This is a genomic window from Micromonospora sp. DT41 (genome assembly GCF_049841715.1).
Classification (GTDB): Bacteria; Actinomycetota; Actinomycetes; order Mycobacteriales; family Micromonosporaceae; genus Micromonospora; species Micromonospora profundi.
In genome coordinates, this window is record NZ_JBNCKU010000021.1 from 63,731 (window position 1) to 86,191 (window position 22,461).

Consider the following 22,461-nt stretch of genomic DNA (forward strand, 5'->3'; position numbering starts at 1 on the left):
GTTCAGTAACGGTGGCACGAGCCGGCAGGCGGTCGCATCCTTGCCCTGCCGTCTGAATTGCTATGCGTCTTGCCGTCTGGCCAGGTAGCTTCACAACCTTCGGCCGCCGCGCGCCGCCGGAGTCCCTGAAGGTGCATCTCCGTGACGCAATCCACGCCCGCCCGGCGTCGACTCGACGCCGCCCTGGCCCATCTCACCATCACCTTCCGTGGCATGGCCGCCCATCCCAACGACAGCAACTGCGAGTGCCACTGGGGCAGCGCGGAGGACCTTGCCCTGCTCAAGACCGCGGACGTCGAGTTGGACCCGGATCTGCTGCGCCGCACCTACTCGGCCGGCGACTGGGACTTCCCCGCCGCCATGCTGCGCCGGATCCTGCCTCAGCTCGCTCGTTCTCTGGTCGACGGTGAGGTGATGCGTCTGGACAGCATGGATCATGCGGGGCGGATGTTCGCACTCGGCCGTTGGCAGCAGTGGCCTGGCCGGCGGTCGCGGGCGGTCCTTGACTTCCTGGACGCCTGGTGGTTCGTCGTGCTCACGGAGCAGGACGCCGAGGTTCCGGCGTACTCGGTGCTGGCCATGCTGGTGGAGGCCTCTGGCGGGTTCGACCGCTGGCTTCGTGCCTGGGCAACGGCGACCAGTCCGGTGGCGAACCAACGGCTCGCGGAGGCGTTCGGAACATGGGAGTACGACCTGCTCCGCGACGATCTGCCGTGGCGAACCTGGTCGTTGACGGACGACGAGGAGGAGGCCCTTCGCGCGGAGCTCACCAGGTGGCTGCTCCAGCACGCACCGGCCCGGCTGCGGATGATCGGCGCCGACGCAGACCTGCTGGACCGGATCAGGCTACTCGGCATTCCCTGTCCGGCCAGATGGGACGACCCGCACTGGCCGGACCACGCCTACTGACTGGGCGGAGGTCCAGCACTGCGATCAATCCACAAACCGGCACTTCGAGCGTCCTCTGGAGACGATAGCCATGGACAGCGAGATCATTACCCGCGCCATCGTCGTCTGGACGGGATGGGGACGAACGCCGTGGCCCGACCGCGATGAGGCGTCGCTCGTGGCCGAGTTTGGTCCTGATCTCGCCCCCGGCGTCCTCGCAGAAGTCCGCCGGCTGGAGGACGAGTTCTACTCGTCCGAAGCAAGCAATGTTGCCCCGGACCTGAAATCGATGGGAGAGCAGGCTGCCGCCCAATTCCGTGAGACGCACGGAGATTGGGGAAGAGGCTGTGCAAGCCCTCGCCTGGAGTTACACGTTTGACCTCAAGTAGAGCGGGCCGCGCAGGCCCAGCGGTAGTGAGGGAGGCCGTGGGTTCTTCGCCTCGCTGGCTAAGCGACGCTCTCGCAGCTAAAGGCTCCTAACTCTTTGAGCGCTGTAGCCGGCGCCAGCAGATGATGGCGCAGGCGAGGGTGAGGAACGCTTCGTGCATGTCGGCACGGATCATCCAGCAGATCCGGAGGCGGCGAAGCCAGTGCAGCAGAGCGACGGTCTGCTCCACGACCAGCGTTGGGTGCCGATGACCGGGATCAACATCACCGGGGGGAAGACACCACGCGGGTGCGGGCGGACGAGGACGCCGACGGCTTCGCCGGCTCGTGGAGCCTCAACGGATACGGCATCTGCGGGAGCTGATCTGGGACCGGGGCCGCCGGTGGCGACCCTGGTCGCCGGACTGCCGGCACCCACGGCGCCGCTACGGCCGTTCCCGGGAGCGAGGGCGTGTGTCGGGCAGTTGCATTGTTGTGTCGTCATGACGCGACCTACCCGAGCCCTTGGGTCTGCTGCACCCCCTCAGTACACCGGCGGACGCAGGTTGGCCAGGTTCGGCGGGAGCGGCACCACCTGGTATTGAATGCCCGCGTCGATGAGCGCCTGCCGCAGCCGGTTGCCCTCGCCGCTGGTCGGCAGCGCCTCGGTGCCGTACCACACAGCTTGCTGGATCTTGCGGTCCGCCCGCAGTTGCACGTCCTTGCCGACCTGCGCGACCTTGAAGTCGACCTTCTCTTTCAGCTTGTCCGCGGGCAGTTGGCTCCACGGGGTGGTGTTGAACTCGTAGAGCGTGCCGGTCGACGTGTTGTAGTGGTCGGCGATCCGGGAGTCCAGCTTGGTGTTGGCGGTGACCTCGAACTTCGTGGCGTTCAACGGCCCTCCGACGACCGCCTCACCGTAGCGGTCGTGAATGTAGGTCGCCCTGGCCTCCTGGGTCATCGGCTTGTTCACGGGCGAGTCGGCGGGCACGGGCGGCGCCTGCTTCGGCGGCGGTACGGGCGCGGCTTCCTTGACTGCGGGTGTGTGGGGCGCAGCCGGTCGTGTCTTGATCACCTTCGGCGCCCGCGTGGGGTCGAGCACCTTGGAGTGCAGCTTGCCGCCCTCTCCCAGTGTGACCAGATCACCGACAACGACCGTCGCCGTCTCCAAACCCGCTAGGCCCGCGTCGACGTAGTGGCCGGCGGCCTCCAGGGAACTACCCTGCTTGTTGGCCTCCCGCGCGGCGTCGATGTGCTCGGCGACCTCCTTGGTGCCCTCGACAACCGTCTTCACCAGCCCGACGCCCGGGATGTTGGAGGTGATGACGTCGTCGGCGAGCTTCTCGGCCTTCGCGTTGCCCTTGCCGTCGTTCGTGATGTAGCTGACGGCGACGTCGGCCACGCCGGTGGACAGCCCCTTGAGGGCGATGGCCCCCGGCCCCATCATGATCGTCGCGTAACGGTTCACCCGTTCGAGGTTGCGGTTGACGTCGGCCAGGCTGGGGACGCGCCCGTCGGCGTCGATGAGCACCACCGGGTTGGCCGCCGCGTACTGGAAGGCGTTCAGTCCGCCGGCGGGTCCGGCCGGGTCTGCGCTGGCCCACCGGCACAACCACGGGATGTAGTAGCGCGCGCCGATGTAGACGAAGCCCGTCTCATCGTCGCGTTCGCGTCCGCAGAACCGGTATCGCTTCGGTGTCTCCGTCTGATTCGACACCGACTGAAAGGTCGTGCCGCCGTACGGGGAGTACTCCTCGAACGACACGATCCGCGCGGTCTGGTCGAGCTCCAGCGTCGCCGAGCCCAGATAGTTCGCAAGCTGGTGACGGATCAGCTGGGCGGGCCCGGCGTCGACGCCCGCGGTGTCGACCGTGCGGGTTTCCACCACCGCGATGCAGTGGGTGCCGTCCATGGCGCGGACGATCTCGCGCTCGATGAGGTGGGGGCCGCTGCGCGTACGGCGGATCTCAAAGCCCGCGAGATAGATAATCTCCTCGCTCACGGCGCCCGGTTTCTCCCAGACCTTACGCACGCGGTTGCCGTCGGCGTCGTAACCGTAGTAGACGGTGCCCCCACCGCCGAGGTCGGCGCGGTGCAACTGGTCGTAGAGGTCCCAGTGCAGGTTGGCGTCGCCAGCACCGATGCCGGTGATGGTGGTGAGGTTGGCATGCGCGTCGTAGCCACATGGCTCGTCGGGGTTCGCGCCTCCGAGCACCCGGCTGCGGTCGAGCCGGTTGTTCGGCTTCTCGTAGTCGAACGTCCGCGTCCAGCCTGGATTCACCGGATTCGTGCCCGTGTGCGTCATCCGCAGCATGTTCCCTGCGTCGTCGTACACGTAGCGTTCGGTGTACCCGCCCATCGCGGCGCCGTCGTTGGGATGCGGCAGCCTGACGCGGGGCGCGTCGTGGCTGCTGTGCGGAAGGGGACCGTGCTGGCCGAGGTGCTCGCGGCCGGTGGCCTCGACCAGTCGGTAGAGCGCGTCGTAGGTGTAGGTGCAGCTCGGGCCGACAACCGTGTTGGCGAAGAACAGCACCTGTTGGGCGCCGTCGCGGATCGCGGTGACGTTGCCTACCGGGTCGTAGGCGTACGAGAAGTCCTGTAGCCGGTCGCCGTCGCGCAGCGTACGTAGTATTGCCAGCCGCGAGCTGGCCGGATCGTAGTTGTAGAAGGTGCTGACGTCGTTGCCGCGCACGAGGCGTACCCGTCGCCCGTGGGCGTCGTACTGCGTGGCCTTGACCAGCGGCGTCCAGACTGGTTCACCCAGCGCATCGGTCGCGGCGCGCAGGTTGACGTCGACCGACTGTAGACCGTTGCCCTCGTCGTAATGGGATCGGACCAGGGTGGGTGGCCGCCCCGACGTGTGCGGCGCAGTGACGACCACGGGACGGTTCAGTGCGTCGTACGTGGTCGACGTGGTCCAGGCCTCGTCACCGAGCATCGAGGCGAGGCGGGCGTCGAGCGTGGCGACGTCGATGAGCGCGTCGGCGGCGGTGGGCAGAGCCGCGTGGTCGGCGTCGACATCGGTCCAGTCGACGATCGAGCGGTACCGGGTGCCGCCGGTGAGTCGCCTGGTCACCCGCACCAGGTTGTTGCCCGCGTCGCGCTGCTCGGTCGAGATCGTCCCGGCCTGGTCGAGGTGCAGGTGCATCGCCCCGCGCAGATTGCGCTGCGCCGCTTCGGGGTGCTGCTCTCCGTACACCATGCGGGCGATGAGCACCTCGCGGCCCGGGTCGGCCGGATCCGCGCCGACGGCGAAGGTCCGCACGGGCCGTCGCATCGGGTCGTACTCGGTGCGCATCGCCACCCCGCGCTCGTCCCACGAGCGCAGCGGCTGCCCGCCTGCGTCCGCCATGGTCCAGCGGGCGCCGGAGTCCGCGCTGCGCTGGCGGATCATCCTCCCGGCGAGGTCGTAGTCATAGCGCATCATGATGCGGCCCAACGGGTCGCCAGCCGGCCGGATCGCGTCACGAAGCGCGAGCTGGTTGCCCTCGATGTCCAGCACCGCGCGGCTGGCGAGCAGGAGGTGCCGGTCCGGCCGCGACGGGTCAGGTCCGTTGTCGGTGATCGTCAGAAACGGCCGTCCGAGCGGGTCGAGGTGACCCGTCTTCGGGGTACGCGCGTGGGCCGCGGCCTTGTCGGCGGCGTCGCGCTGCGGTGTGCCCGGGTCGGACTCGACGGTGATGTCGTGCCATGTTCGCCACGGCGGGGCGGCTGGAAGGCCGGCGAAGTATCCCGCGACGAGGTGGGCGATGTCGGGGTCGGTACGGGGATCGTCGAGCACCGTGTCGTTGCGGTCCCACGTCACCTGTGTCCACGCGGTGAGGGTCGTCTTGTCGTAGGTGTGGTCCGGGTGCAGCGTCGCCGCGACCCGGCCCAGGGGGTCGTAGAAGAGGACCGGACTGACCCCGATGCGCGCGTCGAACTCGAAGGCCGAAGTGGCGCTGAAGAACGGCTCGTACGTGCGCACGGGCCGACCCTTGTTGTCGTACACGGTCCACCCCGTGCAACTCCACCGCGGTCCGTCGGGGGCGCCGTCGCTCACGGGCCCGGGTTCGGCCTGGAGCTTCTGCTGGATCGTCCGTCCGAAACCATCGAGATACGACAACCCCACCTGCGATGGGGACGGGACTCCGGGCGTGAGCCCCGCGACGTGGATCTCACGCGAGATCGCCGCGCCGGCGATGGGGTTGGGGAACTCCTGGTCACGGGAGTCGGCGTACGCGGCGAGGTCGTAGAGCCGCCGCGTCGTCGCCGCCCCCAGCAGCCCTGCGGCGTGAGCTCGTGGGTCGGCGAAGAAGTCCCTGACCTCGTCGGGTGAGAGATCCGGGTTGATGCCCGCAAGGGAGTCGCCGGTCAGCTGACCCGGCTTGCCGACGAGAGCGGTGGCGCTCACCGTGCCGAAGACGTCGAACGCAGCCTCGCCGACGTTGCCGTTCGGATCGGTGACCCGCCAGGGCTGCAGTACCCGGTAGTCGATGTCCGCGGTGAGGCGATTGCCGACCGCGTCGCTGGTGTCGACGATCATCAGGTCGTGCTCGTCGTAGCGGGCCGTGTGTTCGGTGCTGACCGCCGCGGTGTGGAACGGGTCGCGGATGCGGTGCGGCAGGAAGAAGTGCCCCTTCGCGTACGCCAGTTCGGCGGCAGGTGTGTCGGCACCGTTGGGAGACAGGAACGTACGCGAGCCGGGTATCCACCACCGGGTGCCGCCCGGGCCGTCGGAGACGTAGCCGCTCGCGTCGGACAGCACCGCGGCGGGATCGGGGAGCAGGGGGTCCGCGCCGCGGCGCAGCACCTCGTCGAGCAACCCGCGCGTGAACGCCAACTGGTACGTCTGCCCGGGAAACGCACGCGAGTCGAGCCCGCCGACGGCCAGCAGGTCGGACAGGTCGTCGGCGCGGTACCGGACGCGGATCCATTCGACAAGTCGGCGCTGTCGCGATCCCGGTGTCGGGGACTGCTGGTAGTCGAGCTCCGATTCGAACACGGGCACTCCGGAGTCCCGGTCGACGAAATCCGAGGCCTGGTAGCGGGAGTTGCGGCCCGTTGGGAGGTAGCCGGTGAGCTCGAACGTCCTCATCTGGGCGGGCATCGAAGCACGGTGATCATCGGGATGCGCGTCGAGATCGGCGATCGGGTTGGTGACCTCCGCCTCGGTGTAGGTCAGCAGGTCGGTGCGCTGCCGCGTCCTGTCGTCCTGCTCCGGCAGGGCAGCCGCCCCCGCCGGTAGCCGGCCGTAGGCGATCGCGACCGACTTGAGCACGGCGCCGAACTCGTCGATCTCCAGGTTGATCGAATGCTTGACCCGGGGGTCGTCGGGGTTGCGTTCCAGTGCCCGTTCCACTGTCTCGTACGGATGCACAGTGAAAACGGCGTGACGGTTCGTGCCGCGCGCCTGCACCCGACGCACGGTCAACGTGTGTTCGACGACGACGTAGGGGAAGTCCTGCGCCGCGCTGCCGTCGCAGCCGTACACCTCCTGACGCAGCACGGCGCCCTTGCGCGCCCGGCGTGCCTCGGCCTCCTCGCGCCCGTCCACAGCGGTCGGCAGCGGGGGAGCCTCCAGCGCCCCCGGCGGTAGGTACTCCGTGGACGTGCCGAGGTCGAACCAGGTGCGGGTCATCACCGGTGCGACGTTCGTCGCCGGATCCTCGTTCTCGAAGTGCTCGTCGAGTGCGCCGGTGGCGTTGAGGGCCGCCAACTCCCCGGTGTCCCACTGGTCGACGAGGCCGAAACCGCGGAACTCGCGCTCCTCGCCGTCGAAGTAGCCGTGGTGGTAGGCGTAGCGGGTTGTGAAGCGGTTGCGGCTCACCCGGTCGACGGTGTCGACGCGCTCGACGACGTGCACGGGGTAGGGAAGTTTCGTCGACCACGGTCGTCCATCGCGTGCGTCCCGGGCGCTGAACGTGTTCGACGGGGTGTAGCGAATGTGCGTCTCGACGCCCTGGTTGTTGTCCATCCGGACCAACAGGTGCGGCTTTCGGTCCCCGGTCAGCTGGAGGTAGCGCAGCCGCTGCGGGTCGACGTCGACCGCCGAGGGCATCCACACCAGGCAGGCGGTGCCGTTGCCGAGCAGGTCGGTGACCATGACCGCGGACGGGTCGACGATGGTGGGGAAGGCGTCGATGGACGTCGGTTCGCTCCACCCGTTGCCGCACTGGTTCAGATACAGCTGGATGCCGTCGGGGTGCAGGTAGACGAGGTCGGTCGTACCCGAGCCGTCGATGTCGGCGAGCTGGAGAAGGTTCGGATCGAACCGATCCGGGTGATCGAAGGCCCTCAAGCCGTCCATGACGACCTTGGTGCCGAACCGGCCGTGTCCAAGATTCGGCCAGTAGCAGACGGATCCATTGCGAACCTGAACGAGGTCGGGCAGCCCGTCGCCACCGAGGTCCGCGAAGTAGACCGCTTGGGTGGGATCGCTGAAGACCAGCTGAGGGCCTCTCTGGTCGATGTCGGGCCGGGGTATCCGGATGCCTGGCCCGAAGCCCGCCTCGGCCAGCGAGGGATGCCAGACGAAGACGGCGTCCTCGACGAACACCACGTCTGCGCAGCCGTCGCCGGTCAGGTCCGCCCAATGGGCGTTCGGTGCTTGGACGTTGGCGCTGAGCCGTGACGCCAGCGGCCGGAAGGGTCGCCAACTCTCGCCATCGTCGTGCTCGTGCAGTCCCGGTGTCGGGCCGTCGAAGATGACGACATCGAGTGTGCCGTCGCCGGCCAGGTCGACGAAGTGGGCGCCGTCGGTGCTGTCGGCGTTTGGTCGGAGCGCGACCGGTTCGGCCCGGCTGAACGCGGCGGCCCCGGACAGCGGGCTGGTGTTGCGGCGATACGACCAGGAACCGTGGCGTTCGACGAGCAGCCCCGGGATGCCCTCGCCGTGGAGATCGACCCAGCGCGGGTCGTCACCGGACGAGAGTTCGTCGACGTCGACCGTGTGCGTCGTCCGGCCGACGGTGGCGGGGCTGTAGTCGAACCGTACGGAAGGAAGCGCCCGGCTGGTGATCGCTCCGCCGTCCCTGCGGTAACCGCGGTGGGTGATCGTGCGCAACTGGCTGTACGTCGCCGACTCGGCCACGCCGTATCCGAGGTCCATCGACGACACTGGACCGTCGTAGCCGAGGTGACCGGCGACGGAGTCCGGCACGTGGTGGAAGGTGATGATGCGTGCACACCGGCGCAGCGTGCGTACCTCGAAGCCGCTCCGGTAGCTGGAGAACTGGTCGTGCCGCAGGTCCCAGTCCCGGACCGAGCCCGGCGTGGGCGCGTCACTGTGGTGTTCGCCGTAGTCGAGCACCACCTCGAACATCCAGCCCGGGTCCGGTGCCGCTGCCAGGTCGGCGAGGAAGCGGGGCCGGCGGCCGTCGTCGTCGAGCAGCGGGGTGCGGTTGCCGTACCGGATCGACTTGAGATAGCGGTTTGTCGCCCGCCCCGGCGCGTGGCGCTCCCCGCGGCCGATCTCGCACGGTCGGGTGAGGTCGATCCCGTCACCGTTCTCCGCCACGTACTCGTAGACGATGCCGTTTCCGCGGTCGTCACGGGTCTCGGTGAGCAGCCAGCTGAACACCCGGCGCGAGCTGGCGGCGTCGACCACGCGGGATCCGTGGTCCCGGCCGTAGACGCTGAGCACGTTTGTCGAACTGAGCGAGCGCCAGTGGACGTCGCCGTCGGTGGTGCGTGTCCAGCGTTCGATGCGCGCGTACAGCCCGTCGATGCGCGGACGGTAGCGGCGGATCGCATACCCGGGTGCGCTGTCCAGATCGTCGCGCTGGCCGCGCGGTCCGGGTACCGGCACCAGATCCTCGGCACCGGAGAGGATGAAGACGTCGGCGTCCACGTCGTCGCGGTAGGTGGGTACGCCCTTGTCGGTGCGGCGGGTGATCGACGCCACGGGAAGGCTCCAGCCGAGGCCGAATGGTCCGTTGCCGGCAGCCGAGTCGTACGTCAGCGCGAGCTGGGGCGCGAAACCGGCCCGGCCCGGTGGAATCCGGACGGGTATCGAGGTGGAACCTGTCCCGGTCGCGGGCGCCACGGTGAACTTGTCGCCCATAGCGCGGACCGCGCCGCCGCCCTTCGGTAGCGCCGGCGGTGTGAACGCGGGGGCAACCGACGAGGCGGAGGGGGCCGGCAGACCGGCGTCAGCTGTCATGCGAGAGCACCCACATCTGTGTCGGCGGGCCGTACGCCGGGTGGGCCTCCCCGATGCCGCGCAGGGCGGCACGGTACCCGGCGGGGGCGGCGTGCCCGGCGATCCAGCGGCGCATCTCCGACCGGGTCCATTCGAAGTGGTGCCCGGGGTGGCGGACGCGGGGCTGACCGGTGTGGTCGTCCTCGGGGAACAGGACGTTGTACTCGACGTTGGGGGTGGTCAGCACGATCGTCGGTGGGGACAGTTCGCGGAACACCAGGCGCGCGAACAACTCCAGGGTGGGCTCGTCGAGGTGCTCGATGACCTCGATGGCCACCACCGCGTCGTGGTCGGCCCACAGGTGCGGAAGGTCGGCGATCTCGGCGACGTCCAGCCGGGCCCGGGGGCGGAGTCGATCGTCCAGTTCGCGGTCGAGTTGTTCGAGTCCGGAGCGTACGGCGTCGGTGTCCGGGTCGATGCCGTGGAACTCGATGGCCTTCTGCGGCCACCGCCGCAACGCCGCGAGCTCGAACTCGCCCTGGGCGCATCCGACGTCGAGGGCCTTGCGCACCCCGCGCCGGTTCAGCATGTCGGATGCGACGGCATGGCGTTGCTGGTGCAGGCCCTTCGGATAAGGGGGGCCGGTCAACGTGGCGACGGGGTAGGGGGGCGCAGGGCCGTTGCGAGGCTCCACCCGGCCGTCGGACCCCACCGGCAGCATTTCGAGCAGGATCTGGTTGCGGATGAAGCTGGGGGCGTCCTCGATCGGGATCACGTCGACATGACGACCCAGCCGACGCCGTAGTCGGGCCACCGCGTCGGGCAACTGGACGCGCGGCAATCCGATCGTGCCGAAGTCGATGTCGGACCGCGCATCCCAGTGCTGAGCGTGGGCCAGCGACCCGGCGAGCCACACGCGTTTCGCCCCAGCCTCGTAGAGGACGCGCGCCGCGTCGCCCGCCAGTGTCACGGCGGTGTCGTAGTCGGCGTCGGGCGGTATCGTCATGGCGCCAGCCCGGCGTAGACGCTCAGCAGGGGACCGTCGGCGCAGATTCGCACGCTGACCATCGTGGGTCGCACGGGTTGGTCGACCGCGTCGCACCAGTCGCGGAAGGCCCGCTCTGCGTGCGGTCGCTCCACCAGCACCGCGCGGATCGCGGCCAGCGGGTCGCCGTCCAGCACGCCGCCGGTCAGCTCGAGCTTGAGCTCGACGGAGTCGCTCGTCGTATCCAGTGCGAGCAGCACTCCGGCCTCGGGCAGGATGAGCCTCCCGGTCAGCCGGCGCGCGACGTGTGCCGCGGCCAGCGCATGCCGGGTGAGCCCGTGGCCGGCCGCCCAGTCGACAAGCGTCGACAGCGCGATGCCGTTGCGGCATTCGTAGTACATTCGCGGATTCGCCGCGAACCGGGCGCCGTCGAGCGCGACGAAGTGTGGCTCCAGGCCGGGGACCGCGTCCAGAAGGCTTTCGTGAAGGCCCTGGCGGGAACCCAGCGCTGCGAGCACGTCACGACTGCGCCGAACTTCGAGATAGGCCTTGGCCGCCGTACCGTCGGCGCCGATTACGGCGGAGACGAACCCGCCGAACCGATCGTCTGCGAAGTATGGCGCCCACCGTCTCGCTGTCGACACGGGAACGTCGGCCAGCCGCAGGGCGTCGGCCCGCCGGTCTGCCAGGGCGGTATCCGGGTGGCCTCGTACGAGGTCGAAGCGCAGCGCCAGCGGGGTCTGCTCCGAGAAGGACACCTCGACGGGCGTACCGCCGGGGTTGAGCGCGTTGGTGCGGTAGGCGGCATCGCCCAGCGGACGCGGAAACGCCGCAGTGGTCAGCCGGCGGATCTGGGCGTGCGCCCCCGGGCGGGGGCCGGTGCCGCCGAGGCGGGCCATGATCGCGCACAGCCGCGCGGCCACCTCGACGTCAGTGGTCCCGGCGACGGGCGACTGCGCGGTGTCGATGCCCACGGTCAGAACCGGTACTCGAAGAGCAGGCCGACGTCGTCGAGGGCGTCGGGCCTGAGCCGGGTTATCTGCTGCGCACCGACCTGGACCTGCTGCCCCAGAGCACTCGGCAGGGCGGTGAACTCGATGTTCCACGGCGTCGTGTCCTCGATCTTCACGCCCCCGCCGTCGAACTCGAAGACGGCGACGGGGAGGCCGCCGAGGTCGGTGTCGACGATGCGGACGGTCTGCTGGTCGGTTCGCCCGTCGGGTCTCGTGACTCTAATCGTGAAGTCGTCGGCGGTGTCGTAGTCGAGGCAGCGCACGACCACCGCCAGCCGCTCGACCGCCAACGCGGCCGTGGCGTACGTGACCGGGAAACGCTGCGCCCCGATCGTCGCGCGGAACGTGCTCGGGGTCGGTGCGTCGCCCGCCGGGTAGTACATCCTGTACCACTCGTCGGAGTAGTCGTGCCTGCCCGACAGCAGTCGGTACAACCCGCTCCGGCCGTCGCCGACCTCCATGGACAGCAGTGCGTCCCGGAGGTCGGCCTGAGCGGCGTCGCGGAGCTGCGGACCCCCGTCGAGCGCCGTGTACCGGACGGTGAGCACGGCATCGGAGATGGTCTGGTAGTCGAACTGCCGGTACTCGGCGGGCAGTTCGAGGCGCCACGTGCCGACCACGCCGGCACCCTCGAACGGCAGGAAGCGCTCGTCGCGCAGGTCTGGTTGGAACATGCCGGAGTCGTCGCGGCCGGAGCTCGTGACCACCGACTCGACGGGGGAGACGTACGTGAAGCGTGGATCGTCGACTCCGCTGCTCCGGTACGGCTTGACCGGTGTCGCAGCCGTGCGGATCATGCTCGACAGCAACGTCACAGTGCAGTTGACGCCGGTGTAGGGGCCAGTCGCGCAGGGCAGGCTCAGGCTGACCATCTTGATGCGACGGCAATAGTCACCGGGCCGGTCGAGGTCGAACAGCGCTTCGGGCAGCGTGACGGTGCAGGTTCCCGTCTCGCGGAGTTCGATGAGTGCGGCCGGATTGACGTTGGCGAGTGAGACGTGCTTGGTCAGCTCGTACGTGCGGCGGTTGCGTTGCAGATAATCGGCCTGCATGCGGGTGACGGCGGCGTGTAGGCGTTCACCCGCCAGCAGCCCCTTGCGGGTGCTGTCCCAGTAGCCGAACTGCACGTACTGCGTGGCCCCGGTGCCCAGTTCGCGCTGCATCGCCCGCTCGGCACGTTTGGCGGTGTCGTAGGCCACCTGATAGCTCTGGAAGTAGAGCGTGCTGAGCTGCGCCGACATCCAGTCGTACAACTCGGTGTTGGTGTACTTGCCGGCGAGGTGCTCCTGCATCTGGCGTGCCTGGCCCATGGCGATCCGGTGATTGCTCAGTTCCTTGGTGGCCGCGTCCAACCGGAGCTCCGCCGCCAGCCGCTGCCTGTCCGTCGACATGATCTCCGAGGCGGCCTGATTGTGCTGAAGCACCCAGTCGTGCTCGCGTACCACCGCCTGGGCCAGTCGGCTGGACTTGCTGGCGTCGAAGCCCGAGCTGGCGGCGTTCGCGTTGAACACGGCGCCGATGGCGTTCGCGGCGGCCGCCAGATTGCCTCCGCCCCACGACGATCCGACGCCGATGCCCCACGGCTTGGCGGAGAACGAGAACGTCGGAAGGACCGACAGGATGCTGCCGGAGCCCTGCGCCACCGCCCCTGCGGTCTGGCTGTCGCGGCTCTTTTCGAGGCTGCCGAGTTCGGCCTTGTCATGGCTGAGCAGCTTCACGCCTTCGGAACTGGGGATGTTGGCGCTCGCCGACGCGGCGACCGGTGCGATCGGCATGTCCTCCGGTGGCACGGTTACCGTGGTGACCCCGAGCAGCTGCTGGTAGTGCTGGTAGCGGCTGACAAGCGTGCCGCGTTGCGCACGCAGCACCTCCACCTGTCGACGGGCCTCAGCCTCCTGCTTCTGCCTGATCTCCTCGATCGCGTCGGCCAGTTCGGTCTCGTGGGTGGCGCGCAACATCGCCAGCGCTTCGGCGTCGCGCTTCTCCATGGCGGTCAGCAGGGCGCCACCGAGATTGCGGACGTCGTCGGCCAACGCGAGCGCCTGGGCCACCAGGGTGTGGAACCGGTAGGTGGGCGGTGCGGCGGTCACCTCGGAGAGCACCGACGCGATGTCGAGCCCTGCCGCCCGTGCGCGCACCAGCAGTGCGGGGTCGATGGGTGGTTCGAACAGCGGCAGTTGGCGAACCACGCCTTCGATGCTCATGGAGTTGCGGATCTTGAACTGCCGGTCGGCGACGGTGTCCCAGTAGCCGAACAGCTTGTCGTTCCTGGGGACTCCGAAGTAGGTGACGCTCGGCCAGGACAACGGCGGTGCGTCTGGGTCGACGACGACGGTGTCCGGCGCTGTCGAACCGATGCGCTGCTCGATCGCCACCATCGTGTTCGACAGCCGTTCCAACTGCGGGTCGAGGCTGACGGCGGTACGAATCTGGGGCCGAACACGTTGCGGGATGGCCGTCGGCCGTTCACCGAGGATGTCACCGGCCAGGGTGTAGAGGTTGGCGGCGTAGTTGATCGACTCGATGGTGTCCTGTCGAAAAAGCTGGTCGCCCCACGCGATGAGGTTGTCCAGGTAGGCCATCACGACCATCTTCTGGAACGCCACCACCCGCATCCGGCCGATCGCGTACGGATTGAACGGGCTGGCCCGCCAGGTCGCGACCTGGCGCAACAGCCCAGCGTCGGCGGTACCGGCCGCGAGCGCGTTGATGATGTCCGACAACCGTTGGGGTGCGACGCCGTCCACCGACGCGTCGAACAACGGCTTGGTGCGCCAGAAGCGCGCCGGGACCTGTTGTCTCGACGTGTCAGTGGGGTCGAACACGAGGTGGAACCACCGCTGCGCCTCCTCGAAGCGCCGGTTCGCCGACAGCCGTGTGGCGATCAGCACCGGCGCGTGGAAGAACAGCTCCCAGTTGTACTGCTGGAAGAAGCCGGTGGGCGCGAAATCGACCTCCTCGACCGGATACGGCTCGCTGACGAGACGTTCGGGTTTGTACGTAGCCGCGAACGTGTCCGCGGCCCGCGACTGCCCTGCCCGGGTGACCAGCCGCTCGACGCCGCCGGCGGCGAGGTCGCTCTGGAAGTCGCCGACGTACGGGTGGAACGCGGTGCTGAAGAGGTAACGCCGGGCCTGCTTGGAGACCAGTACGGGGCCCAGCTCGGCGACGATGCGGTCGCGGCTCACGTAGTCGGAGATCTTCAGCATCGACTTGTCGGCCTTCGACACGAATTGACGTTGGTCGCCGACCTGGAAGAGGCTGCGCCGCGCCAGGGCTCGCTTGGGACGAATCGCGACATCGGTGGTGGAGGTCAGCTTCGCCAGCTGAAGCGGATCGGTGGTGCCGTGCACGGCGGCCACGTCGATCACCGGGTCGGGGTGCACCACGAATTCGGGCATGTACGTGGTGACGTCGGTGTAGTACTTGGCCTTGAGCTTGCCCACCACGGACGGGTCGATCTTGTCCTTGTCGGCCAAGAACCAGCCCCAGTCGATGCCGGTGGAGGGATCGACGACGAAGCACCGCTGGCCGTCCTGATAGACGAACGTCCGTGCGCCGCTGATGAACTGATCCTGATGGGCGTACGCCAGCGTGAAAGGGCTGGGCGACCTGCCGAGCGCCATGGCCTCGGTGCGCCAGTCGAGCGTCGCGGGCAGGTTGAGTCGATTGTTGCCCTTCTGGGCGAACAGCATCCCGGCCGGGACCGTGCCCGTGGGTTCGAAGATGCCCGCGATGCTCTGCCCGTAGGTCTCCACCTGACGGCTACGTCCGGTGAAGTGGAATCCCGAGACTGACGCGTACAGGGCGTTGTAACCGGGGTTCGCGGGCGTGTAACCGGGATTCACGGTGGAGACGTTGACGGCGGGGTTGTCCCACTCGGGCCAGATCCACAGATCGGGCGACCCGACGACGGCCCGCAGGACCAACTTCTGCTTGACGGTCTCAGGATGATCGTTGACCGGTACGAGCTGCGTCTGCACCGACACTTCGGTGACCTGCTTGGGCTGCCACTTGTTGCGGTGGAAGTAGGTGTAGGCCAACGAGATGTCGTAACGGCGGCCCGCCGGCAGCGTGGGTTTGTCGCCGGGCTCCTGCTGTGGCGTGATGTCGGCGAAGATCGGCCAGAACACGTACAGCCGGCCGTTCCATACCACCGGCAGCACCTGACGCTCACTGATGTCGGCGTCGATGGCCCTCCATGGTGTCCACTCGGCGTAGTCGATTCTGGTGCGCCAAAAGTACTTCGGGGTCAGTCCGCGGGTACGGCCGACGGCGTAGAGAGTGGCGGGGTTACCGGGGGCGGCGTCGACCTCGTAGAGGCCGAGGATCTCCAGTCGGGCGAGTTCGTCGAGTCGCTCGAGGTACACGCTGAACGCGTCGTCGACCAGCTCGGCGGTGACGTCGTCGCGCATCAACGCGGACTCGAGCTCGCCGAACAGAGGTGTCTTGTCGTCGCGCAGCGTCGGTTCCATCCAATTCTCGGGGAAGCAGAACACCTTGCGGTTGGCCTCCCACACGCGGTAGTTCTTCATCCACGCCCAGTCCCGCCAGCCCGGGTCCAGGGCGTCGTCGACCTCGATGCCGGCAACCAGGTTCATCGTGGCGCTCTGCACGAACAGCTGAACCGACGCGATGGCCTGTTTGATGCGTGACGTCGTGACGATCGGCTCGGTGCGGCTGTCCTGAAGCAGGTGGCGGTAGAGCTCCGATTCGGTGTGCAGGGCCGGCCACGCCGAGGCTGGGTCGGCCAGCACGTACTCCAACAGAGCGTCCCGCTGGGCGCGGCGCATCACGTCGCGGAGCGGCGCGGCCACCTCGCGCCAGCGGGCGTCGTCGTAGCGTGCCTTCACCACTTCGCGCGCTGATCGTGCGGCACGCTCGTCGCACTCTACGGCGGCGAACTGAGCCAGCTGCGCGGCGGACGCCCCGGTGCGGCGGACGAGTCCGATGACGCGCAGCTGCGCCGCAGGGCCCGTTTCGTCGGCGAAGTCGGCGACGGTGAGGCCGGTGGTGGTGGCCAGCGTCGACAGGTCCGCGGCCGAGACCCGGAGGTTGTCACGGGAGGCCGCTGTCGCGATGGCCGCGGTGAGATCGTCAAGTGTGGCGCCGGGTTGGCGTGCCGACGCCAGCAGGGCGGAGACAACGGGCCGACCGAGATTGGCGGCGCATCGGCTGAGCCGCAGCACCCGCAGCAACGCGGCCAGCGGCACCGGGTCGCGCGGCGTCGGGGTCACCGGCAGCGTCGCGGGCTGCCACCACGGCGCCTGCGAGGCGGGTTGCCAGGGAATCGGTCGTGGCGCGACGGTGGCGCCGTAGTCGGCCAGCCAGGAGAGTTCGGTCGTGGTCCAACCCATTCGGGTCACCAGGCGTGCGAGCTTGGCCATCCGCACATAGGTGCGGAACTGCGCCTCGAAGCTCACCGCGGTCAGCGGCACGTCCTGGTGGCTGGTGGCGAACGACGGGGCGAGGAAATCCGCAAGCGCCGGTCGCGCCGGGTCGTCCGCCGACACGAGCCGGTGTGTGAGCAGGTCGTCGACGAGTGCGATCGGTACGCCCAACTGCTCCGAGCAGTCGGACACGATCACGCGGTGGCTCAGCTCGGCGCGCAGATGCGTCGCGACACCGGCTGCGACCGCGGCTATCCGAGCGTCGCCCGCGGTGTCGAGCAACGCGTTCACCGCCGCGACGTCGAACAGGCGGCGCTCGTTGGCAGGCGCGTACGCGGTGGCGGCGGTGGCCAGCGCGTCGAGTGCGGTGCGCCACGAGGCATCGACGGACAGGGAGGCGAGCCGGGTCCGTTCGTCGGTCGTGAGCGGGCCGTCGCTGACGATTTCGCCGGCGGGTCCGTCGTGGTGGATGCGGGTGCGCAGCTCCGGGGGGAGCACCAGGTCGGCGGGTAGCGCCGGCAGGCCGGCCCTCAACGGGGGCCACTGCCACGTTTTCAGGCTGCGCGAGAGGACGGTCCGCGGCGCGTCGTAGGCGGCGTGTACGGCCGCCCGGTAGGCGGCGTCGGTGTGCGCGCTCAGCAGCGCGCCACGTTGGGCGGTGGTCAGCACGCCCCGCACCCGAAGCCGGCCGTCGGTGGCGGTGACGCGGGGCCGCAGCGCCGCCGGGACAACCAGGTCGTTCGGCGGGGCCGGCAACGGCGCGTCGAACGTCGCTGTGTCATCGAGTACGGCCAGCACGTCGTCGATGAGCGGGGTGGACCACCGCAGTTGGGCCATCCACCGCCGCAGTGCCTCCGCCGGAACCTGGCCGGCGATCTCGGTGCCGGCCGCGACGTCGCGCAGGGCGTCGCGTGTCTCACCCAGGCGTACGGCCAGCTCCTCCTCCGACGGGCCCATCGCCTGGCCGGGCGTCGTCGTCTGGTGAAAGAGCAGGTAGTCCACCTCGGGGACGGTGAGCCCGCTCTCGCGTATGTCGGTGACGAGGTCGACGAACCGTTCGGTGGCGGCCGGGCCGGCCACTCCCGACGGGAACACGTCGGCGGCACAGCCCCGTAGCGCCAACAGCTCGTCGACCGGCATGGTCAGCGCGCGGGCCAGCCGACTGAAGCGGTACAGCGCCGACAGATTCGCGAGAGTGAGGCGCCCGTCGGTCAGCGTGCGCGTCAACGTATCGAGTTCACCGGCGGTCAGATTGAGAGCGCTCATGATGGCCGACGTATGTGCGGTGATCACGGCCTGCGCGGGATCGAGCGCGAGCAACGCGATCTCCATGGCACCGCCCGCGTCCTCGGCCACGGCGAAGGCCGGGTCGCTGGGCCGCATCACTTCGGGGTTGCCGAACAGCTTGAAGTAGAGCTCGTCGGGCCGGTCGGCGCGCAGCGTCGCCCACAGCGCGGGCAGTTCGGCGGGGGTGATGCCGAGCCGCTGGTGCAGGCGGGCCGCGCAGGACAGTGCGACCAGCAGTTTGTCGTCGATCCGGTCGTTGACGTCGGCGAGATCGGAGCGCAGCGCGGCGATGAGGTCGTCGCACTCTCGGGTGGTCCAGCCCAGCGCCCGACGCAACCGCACGAACCTGCGCATCCGGTCGGCGGCCGCCGCGTCGAAGTCGACAATGACGAGCTTGGCGACGTCGCAGGTCGCCGGGTCCTGCGGGTCGGCGGACTGGATGCGGATGGTGTCGTCGGGATCGACGAACTCACTGGACAGCAGGCCGAGCAGGTCGGGGTAGTCGACGTCGAACCGGTGCAGCACCTGTGCGACCCAGCGCAGCGCCTCGGTCCACGTGAGGTTGACGGTCGCCATCGCCTCGGCGACCGCGTCGTACACCGCGACGGGGTTGCCGTTCTCGGCGAGCCCGAAATCACTCCACGGAGTCGCGGAACGGCCGGTCATGAGCGTGTGTTGCCCGACGGTGACGCCCAGCGACTCGCATGCGATGTCGACATCGGTGTACGGGTCGTCGGCGGGGGAGGCCAACGCGACCATCAGGTCACGGCGGTGGGTGGCGGGGGCGTCGGGATCGTCGAGTAGGTGCCCCACGTAGGTGCGCACCTCCTCGGTCCACAGGTCGAGCGGCGCCGAGACGGGGTAGACGGCGGTGCGCAGCGCGTCGTAGGCCCTGGCGTTGCGGTGTTCAGGTTCGGCGGCGAGTTCTACCGCGGTACCTGCGGTCTGACAGCTGCCGAACCGGGCGGTGAGCTCCGTCGGTGAGCTGCGACGCAGCACCCACAGCACGCGATGGTCGGTGAGGAACCAATGCTCGTCGGGCGTGACGACGTAGCACGCGTGGTCCTCGGCGAGCGGTACGCCCGCGGCGGCGAACGCGTCCCGCAGGGCGGCCGAGATGGTGCGCGCATCGAGCTCAGCGGCTTCGGCGGCGTCGACAGTGATGTCGGCGATGGGGGCGACGAGGTTCTCGAGCAGTTCCAGGGTGAGGTCGAGGTGAGGCAGCGTGGTGTTGGTGTTCGCGCAGGACAACTCGATCTCGCCGATGTCCGGGCGGCGACGGTAGAGCACGTCGAGCGCGGTGCCTCCGCCGGGCAGGTGCCGATCGGCCAGCCAACCGAGCAGCTCGGCCAGGTAGGCGGCGGGGCTGAGAATCGAATTGCAGTCCCCGCACTCGCAGTAGCCCGCGGAGCCGAACAGCGTCTCCAGATTGGCCCGGCCCTCGTAGTCGTACGCTGGCAGCACGTACATCGGGGTGTCGTTCAGTTCGGGAGCGAACGCCGAATAGATGGCTGCACTGGTCGCCGAGATGTTTACCGCTCTCGTAAGGTAGTTCAACGCCGGTGTCGGCCCGCCGAGCGCCTCGCCGTACCGGCCGATGAACGTCGAGGCGCCCAACCGCGCGATCGCCGTCGCCGAATCCAGGCCCGCGTCGCGCAGCACCTTCATGTGCGCGGGATCCTTTGTGACATTGAACAGCCGCTTGACGGTGGCGACCTCGTCGACGAGTGCGGCGCGATCAGCGACGTCGTCGAACAGCGCTTCGTCGAGTTGGGCGGGGTCGATGCCCGTGCGCAGGTCGAACGTCGTGTCGTCGCGAAGCACGTTGCGCCAGAAGGTCCTCGCGTCGCCTGTCGTCGCGTCGTCGGCCAACAGTGTGTTGGCCAGCACTTCTGTGGGCATGGTCTCGGCCACGACGGCGCGTAACGTCGTGGCGTACGTCCTGATCTTGGCCTTTTCGATCTCTTCCGGTGGGGTGCCGTGCGGCAGCGCGGCGACAACCGCGGCGTCGATCTCCGGTGGCACCCTGTCGTTGTCGGGAAGCTCGCTGATCAAGGACTCGAAGTCGCCAACCGAGTACGCCGACAGCGCCTTGACGCCGTCGAGCCGGCTCGCCAGCGTGTCGACGAGCGGGGCGTGTTCACCGGTGAGCGCGGCGAGCTGCATGTTGAGTTGCAGCCGGGGCACCTGCTCGGCGAGCAGCGGATCCGCGGCCACCGTCTCCCACAGATGCGGAAGCTCACCGTCATCGCCCGGTTCGGTCCACACCGCGTCGTGTTGAACGAGCTTTTCCACGTATGCCGTTCGTGCGGTGATGCCGTCGAGGGAATGCAGCAACCCGCCCAACGCGTCCGGGCTCTCGGCGAGCACCTTGATCGCGGCGGCGCGGATGTCGGATGCCACGGACGCCACGTCCTCGACGGCGCGGGCTGGCACCAGTCCGCGGTCGGAGGCGGATTGCATGGCAGCCTGCAACCGGTCGTCACTCTGGCTGGCGAGCGACGCGAGGTCGGTGGCCACGCCCCGCCGGACCAGCCCGTACAACGCCTCGGGCGCGACGCCAGTGGTCTCGGAGAGTCGGTGGGCCACGACCAGATCGGCGAGCCGTCGCATCGGCTGGTTGGTCTTGCCGGCCAGCAGCGACAGGTCGTGGATCCCTTTCTTCTCATCGAGGTCGGCGATGCTGAGCCCGTCGAGGTGACGGTCGAGCTCCGTGACGGCTTGCTGGTATTCGGACCAGCGAGTCTCCGGGCCGCCGTTCACCCGGATGCGAACCTTTTCGATAGGTTGGGCCGCGTAGAAGATGCGCGACTGTGCCAGGGACGACTCGGCGCTGCCGTCGCTGGCCTCGTCCGCACCTGCGAACGCACGTACCTGCAGGTCGACCTGGTCGCGGCCGATGTCGGCGGGGTCGTACTCGATGACGAACTCGCCGCGCTCGTCGGTGACCGCCGAGCCGAGCGGCACGTCGTCGCGCAGGCCGCGGTGCAGGGCCACGAGATGGACGCCGGAGATGGCCAACCCGCGCCGATACATCACCTGGCCGCGAACCACGCGGCGCGGACGCTCCGGTGGTGGGTCACGGCCCTCAAGGGCCGCCACGGTGCGATCGTCGACGACACCGCTGGCCCCGAGTTCGTGCCGGCGCTGAAACTCTGTGACGGCTTCCTGCGTGCCACGTTCGAATATTTGACCGCGAACCTCGTCAGGTGGTGCGGGATGGCCCGCGCTGTCGAGCAGCCGGTGCAGCTCGACCACGTCGTCACCGCGGGCACCGAGGCGAAGGTTCTTGCCGTACAGCGACATCCGAGCTCCCCCCGGTGGACGCTCCGAGTCGGATTGATGCTACTCAGTGATGGAACGCTCGCACGTGGCAATCGCCGTCGACATGCCGATCGTTCGTGGCCTCCGATCGTGCATTGCCGCCGCTCGGGCTCGTCGACTCCGCATGAGGGCCGATATCAAGGTTCATTGGTCTGGCCGACGCGACGGTGTTCGACTGGAACGCGCTTGTCGGGGGCAAGGAACGCAAGGCTGGACGGGTCGTAGTAGGACGGGTGTAGGTCCGGCGTTGGTCGAGGAGTCTCCGAGAATCCGGCTTGTCAGGCCGTCAGGCATGTGCCGAGGCGTGCCAGAGGCGAAGTGCTCGGTCGCGAGGCGGCTGGGAGAGTTCGCGCGAGTCCTTCATGTCGGCCGGTACGTCGCGCGCCTGCCGGAACCCCGTGCCGACGGGCAGCATTCTGGCCTTGGCCGGGGGCGGCGTCCCGGCGCTGATTGTGCGCCGCCGGATCGCCGTGACCAGGGTCGCCGCCCGCAGCCGGTGGGTGCCTGCCCACTTTGAGCGCTGAGCAGCGCCGAGAGTCAGCGTCGCCGTGGGTGTTGCCGCACACGGTGACAGACACGCCCGACCGCGAAGTGTCGGCCCCGGCGGCTCAGGCCGGGCTGAACTGGATGAGGACCGACGCGGTCGGCAGTTCGTCCGGAGCGGGTGGCGCCTCGGTGCGCCAGGCCAGCCGTACGCTCCATCGGCGGCCCGGCGGAAGGCGGTAGGCGTCGGCGATGCCGCCGGCCGTGCCGCTGGAGAACCCGAGGATGCCCGACTCGAAGACCACATCGAGGACGTGGCTGCGGTCCCAGTCGGCCGGGTCGAAGTCGGCCGGCCCGTCCCAGGTTTCCAGCCGGGTGTCGCTACCCAGCACCACGGCGTCGTCGATGTTCTCGACGAGCACGTAGCCCGGCGTCGAGCTGACCCATTGATCGAGCTCGTGGGGTGGGGGCGGCACGTTGCGCCGGTCGTTGCTGTCGTCGATCATCGCGAACAGTCGATAGTCGACATCGACGTACAGCTCGGTGTGCTCGACCAGCGCCGCCATGCGCTCTCCTCCCCGCTCGGTCGACTACGAGGGTAGC

The 22,461-nt window shown here is 68.9% G+C and carries 7 protein-coding genes; 2 read left to right on the forward strand and 5 right to left on the reverse strand.

All coding sequences use genetic code 11. From position 1 onward, the window contains the following. Positions 1-141: 141 nt before the first annotated feature. Positions 142-909, forward strand: a complete 768-nt coding sequence (locus tag ACLQ23_RS28275) for a hypothetical protein (RefSeq protein WP_355593234.1) — start codon at positions 142-144, stop codon at positions 907-909. A 70-nt stretch (positions 910-979) separates the two neighbouring features. Further along, the gene (locus ACLQ23_RS28280; RefSeq protein ID WP_355593236.1) at positions 980-1,267 is read left to right on the forward strand and encodes a hypothetical protein; all 288 of its coding nucleotides are present in this window, start codon (positions 980-982) and stop codon (positions 1,265-1,267) included. A 531-nt stretch (positions 1,268-1,798) separates the two neighbouring features. Here ACLQ23_RS28280 and ACLQ23_RS28285 read toward each other — a convergent pair. The 5 genes from ACLQ23_RS28285 to ACLQ23_RS28305 form a co-directional block, all read right to left on the reverse strand. Further along, positions 1,799-9,397 (reverse strand): SpvB/TcaC N-terminal domain-containing protein, encoded by a 7,599-nt coding sequence (locus ACLQ23_RS28285; RefSeq protein WP_425881362.1) that lies wholly within the window; start codon positions 9,395-9,397, stop codon positions 1,799-1,801. Beyond that, positions 9,387-10,382, reverse strand: coding sequence for a methyltransferase domain-containing protein (locus ACLQ23_RS28290; protein ID WP_355593240.1), 996 nt, complete (start codon positions 10,380-10,382; stop codon positions 9,387-9,389). The genes ACLQ23_RS28285 and ACLQ23_RS28290 overlap by 11 nt, the downstream gene beginning before the upstream one ends. Beyond that, complete coding sequence (locus tag ACLQ23_RS28295) at positions 10,379-11,335, reverse strand: hypothetical protein (RefSeq protein ID WP_355593242.1); 957 nt, start codon at positions 11,333-11,335, stop codon at positions 10,379-10,381. The genes ACLQ23_RS28290 and ACLQ23_RS28295 overlap by 4 nt, the downstream gene beginning before the upstream one ends. A gap of 2 nt (positions 11,336-11,337) precedes the next feature. After that, positions 11,338-21,357 (reverse strand): neuraminidase-like domain-containing protein, encoded by a 10,020-nt coding sequence (locus tag ACLQ23_RS28300; RefSeq protein WP_355628145.1) that lies wholly within the window; start codon positions 21,355-21,357, stop codon positions 11,338-11,340. A gap of 626 nt (positions 21,358-21,983) precedes the next feature. Beyond that, positions 21,984-22,424, reverse strand: a complete 441-nt coding sequence (locus ACLQ23_RS28305; protein WP_355593246.1) for a hypothetical protein — start codon at positions 22,422-22,424, stop codon at positions 21,984-21,986. Positions 22,425-22,461 lie beyond the last annotated feature (37 nt).